This window comes from Micromonospora sp. NPDC049799 (assembly GCF_040656655.1).
Lineage (GTDB): Bacteria > Actinomycetota > Actinomycetes > Mycobacteriales > Micromonosporaceae > Micromonospora.
The window spans coordinates 1-3,555 of record NZ_JBFAMU010000503.1; the positions used below are offsets into that span (position 1 = coordinate 1).

The 3,555-nt window shown below is 75.4% G+C and carries 2 protein-coding genes and 2 pseudogenes; 2 read left to right on the forward strand and 2 right to left on the reverse strand.

What is annotated here, in order from left to right:
* Positions 1-287, forward strand: a pseudogene (locus tag AB0I76_RS25250) (tetratricopeptide repeat protein); the annotation flags it as partial.
* Positions 288-309: 22 nt separating this feature from the next.
* On the opposite strand, the gene AB0I76_RS25255 reads toward AB0I76_RS25250, so the two are convergent.
* Both AB0I76_RS25255 and AB0I76_RS25260 read right to left on the reverse strand, forming a co-directional pair.
* Positions 310-1,710, reverse strand: coding sequence for a HAMP domain-containing sensor histidine kinase (locus AB0I76_RS25255; protein ID WP_357040196.1), 1,401 nt, complete (start codon positions 1,708-1,710; stop codon positions 310-312).
* 136 nt (positions 1,711-1,846) lie between these two features.
* Complete coding sequence (locus AB0I76_RS25260) at positions 1,847-2,503, reverse strand: response regulator transcription factor (protein WP_357040193.1); 657 nt, start codon at positions 2,501-2,503, stop codon at positions 1,847-1,849.
* 98 nt (positions 2,504-2,601) lie between these two features.
* Between AB0I76_RS25260 and AB0I76_RS25265 the strand changes: the two are divergent.
* Positions 2,602-3,483: pseudogene (locus AB0I76_RS25265) on the forward strand (sigma-E factor regulatory protein RseB domain-containing protein); the annotation flags it as partial.
* Positions 3,484-3,555 lie beyond the last annotated feature (72 nt).

Here is a 3,555-nt window from a genome sequence, read left to right on the forward strand (position 1 = left end):
GCGCCCCCGCCCCGCCGGGCACCCCACCCGGCGCGCTCGCCCTGCGGGACAACCGGGACAGCGTCGTGCTGCGCTGGACGTACCCGGCCGGCGGTGAGGGGCCGGTGGTCATCTCCGGGGGCCGGGCCGGCCAGACGCCGAACGCCTTCGCCAACCTGCCCGCCGGCACCACCGAGTTCATCGCCTACAACCTCAACCGCAGCACCGACTACTGCTTCACGGTGGGGGTGGTCTGGTCCGCCGACACGATCGCCACCAGCAAGGCGGTCTGCACGAAGCGCCGTTGACCGACCGGTGATCGTCTGCGCCTCAGCGGTCCGACACGCCGATCGTCGGACCGGTCACGCGCAGACGATCACCGTCCGGCTCCTCGCCGGGCAGGACCGGCAGCAGCACCTCCACCCGCAGGCCCGGAGGCGGATCGGCGTCGGCGAGGTGGATCCGGCCGCCCGCCCGGCGGGTCAGCTCCCGCACGATGGCCAGGCCCAGCCCTGCGCCGCCCACGTCGCGGTCCCGGCCCGGGTCGAGCCGGGTGAACCGGCCGAAGACCCGCTCCCGGTCCGCGGTGGGGATGCCGGGCCCGTCGTCGGTCACCGTCACCCGGTGGTACGCCCCGACGCCGCCCTCCCCCGTACCCGGCTCGGCCGCCAGCACCACCTCGGTGCGCGCGTGCCGGACCGCGTTGTCCACCAGGTTGGTGAGGATGCGGCGCAGCTCGTCGGGGTCCCCCACCGTCCACGCCGGAGCGGCCGGGGCGACCAGGCGCACCGGCGGCGACGGGTACCGGGCGGCCACCGAGGCGAGCAGCCCGCCCAGCTCCACCGGCCCGGCCGACCGGACGGCGGGCGCCTCGTCGGTGCGGGCGAGCAGCAGCAGGTCGTCCACCAACCGGCTGAGCCGTTCCACGTCGGTCAGCAGGTTCACCGACACCGCCGGCCAGTCGGTGCGGTCCGCCAACCGCTGCGCGACCTCCAGCTCCGTCCGCATGTTGGTCAGCGGGCTGCGCAGCTCGTGCGCGGCGTCGGCGACGAAGGCCCGCTGCCGGTCCCGGCCGGAGCGCAACCGGTCCAGCATGTCGTTCAGGGTGACCGCCAGCCGGTGGATCTCGTCCTGCGACGCCGGTACCGGCAGCCGCCCGCTCCCGTCCCGGCCGGTGATCTCCTCGGCACCCCGGCGCAACGCCTCGACCGGGCGCAGGGTCGCGCCCACCACCCGCCAGGCGACCGCCGCGAGCACGGCCACCAGCAGCGGGAAGCTGACCAGCAGGATGGTCCGGACCACGTGCGCGCTCTGCCGGACGTCGCCGAGCGACCGGGCGACCAGGACGGTGAGCGGGTCCTCGGCGGTGCCCGCCGGCACGGCGACGACCCGGACCGGCCCGGTCAGGCCGACCCGCTCCCCCGACACGGTCAGCCGGGTCGGGGCGTCCCGATCGACCTGATCCGGCCGGACCATCGGCACCAGCCGGTCGGCGTCGATCGAGGCGGCCCGGACGCGGCCCTGCGCGTCGACGACCTGCACCCGGACCTGCCCTCCGGCGACCGGCAGCGGGTCGGGCAGGGCGTCCTCGGCGGCCAGCAGGGCCACCGCGTCGGCGGTGCGGAACGCCTCGGTGTCGACGGTGCGGTGCAGGGACCAGGTGAGCACGCCGAGCAGCACCAGCCCACCGACGGCCAGGCCGACCGACACACCGAGCACACCGATCACCATGAGGCGGCCCCGCAGGCCGAGCGCGGCCCGCAGCCGCCGCCACGGCCGGCGCACCGGCCCCGGCGGGATGCCGGGACTCACGGCACCGCCTTGGCTCGCGGCTGCGGGGCTCGCAACACCGGCTCACTCCTCGCGCTCACGTAGCGAGCCGGTAGCCGGCGCCGCGCACGGTCTCCAACCGCTCGCGGCCGATCTTGCGTCGCAGGTAGCCGACGTAGACCTCGACGGCGTTCGGGGCGGTCTCCATCCCGGCGTCCCACACGTGGTCCAGCAGCTCGGTCTTCGACACGACCTCACCGGCGCGCCGCATCAGGTAGTCCAGCAGCGCGAACTCCCGCGCGGTCAGGGCCACCTCGGCGTCCGCCCGGGTCACCCGCCGCCGGGCGGGATCCAGCCGCAGGTCCCCGACGGTCAGCACGGTCGGGCGCTCGGGAGCGCCGCGCCGCAGCAGCGCCCGCAGCCGGGCCAGCAGCACCACGTACGAGAAGGGCTTGGTGAGGTAGTCGTCGGCGCCGCAGTCCAGCCCGTCCGCCTGGTCGTACTCGCCGTCCTTGGCCGAGAGCATGAGCACCGGCAGCCAGTGCTCCTCGGCGCGCAGCCGGCGGACCACCTCGTAACCGGAGAGGCCGGGCAGCATCACGTCGAGGATCATCGCGTCGTAGCCGCCGTGTCGGGCGGCGTCCAGCCCGGCCGGGCCGCTCGCCGCGACGTCCACCGCGAACCCCTCGGCCGCCAGCCCACGTTGCAGCGCCGACGCCAACCGGGACTCGTCCTCCACCACCAGCAACCGCACGGGGTCAAGAGTGCCACCCCTACGCTCGCACCCGTAGGGGAGTTCCTCAGCACCTTCACAGCGTGGACCAGGCAGGATGTGTCCCAGGAGGTGCCCACATGTCCGTCCTGAAGAGCCGTCCCGTCCTGCGCTGGCTGGTCCCACTGACCGCCGCCGTGACCGTCGTGGGCGGAGGTGCCGCGATCGGCACGTTCGCCGCCCAGGCCGAGCCGAGCCTGCCGCCCCGGACCGCCGCCCAGCTCCTGGTCGACCTGCAGACGTCCCGCCTCGACGGGTTGTCCGGCACGGTCGTCCAGCGCGCCGACCTCGGCCTGCCGCCGCTGGTCGGGCTGGTCGGCGGCAACGAGCTGACCACCCTGCTGACCGGTACGCACACCCTGCGGGTGTGGCACTCCGGGCCGGACAAGCAGCGCGTCGCCCTGCTCGACACCCTCGGCGAGCAGGACATCGTCCGCAACGGCCGGGACGTGTGGACCTGGAACAGCCGGACCAACACCGCCACCCACCGCGTGCTGCCCGCCGAGGCCGGACGCGAGTCGGCCCCCGAGCTGCCGGCGACGCCGCAGGAGGCGGCCGACCGGGCGCTCGCGGCGATCGACCCGAGCACCGAGGTGAGCGTCGGCCGGGCCGCCCGGGTGGCCGGGCGGGACGCGTACGAGCTGGTGCTCGCCCCGCGCGACGCCGCCTCGCTGGTCAACCAGGTCCGCATCGCCATCGACGCCCGCGAGCACGTGCCGCTGCGGTTCGAGGTGTTCGCCGACGGCAGCGACTCCCCGGCGTTCGAGATGGCCTTCACCCAGATCTCGTACGCCCGGCCGGACGCCGACCAGTTCACCTTCAACCCGCCGCCGGGCGTGACGGTGACCGAGGAGAAGGACGAGGCGCGGCCCGCCGAGGATCGGGGCAGGCCGGCCGACGGGAAGAAGCCGGACGTGCGTACGGTCGGCGAGGGCTGGGCCACGGTGGTGGTCGCGCGGGTCGACGGCGCGGGACCGGGAAGAGCTTGAGCGCCGTCGCCAGGCCGATGCCCACACCGGCCCAGCGCCGCGCCT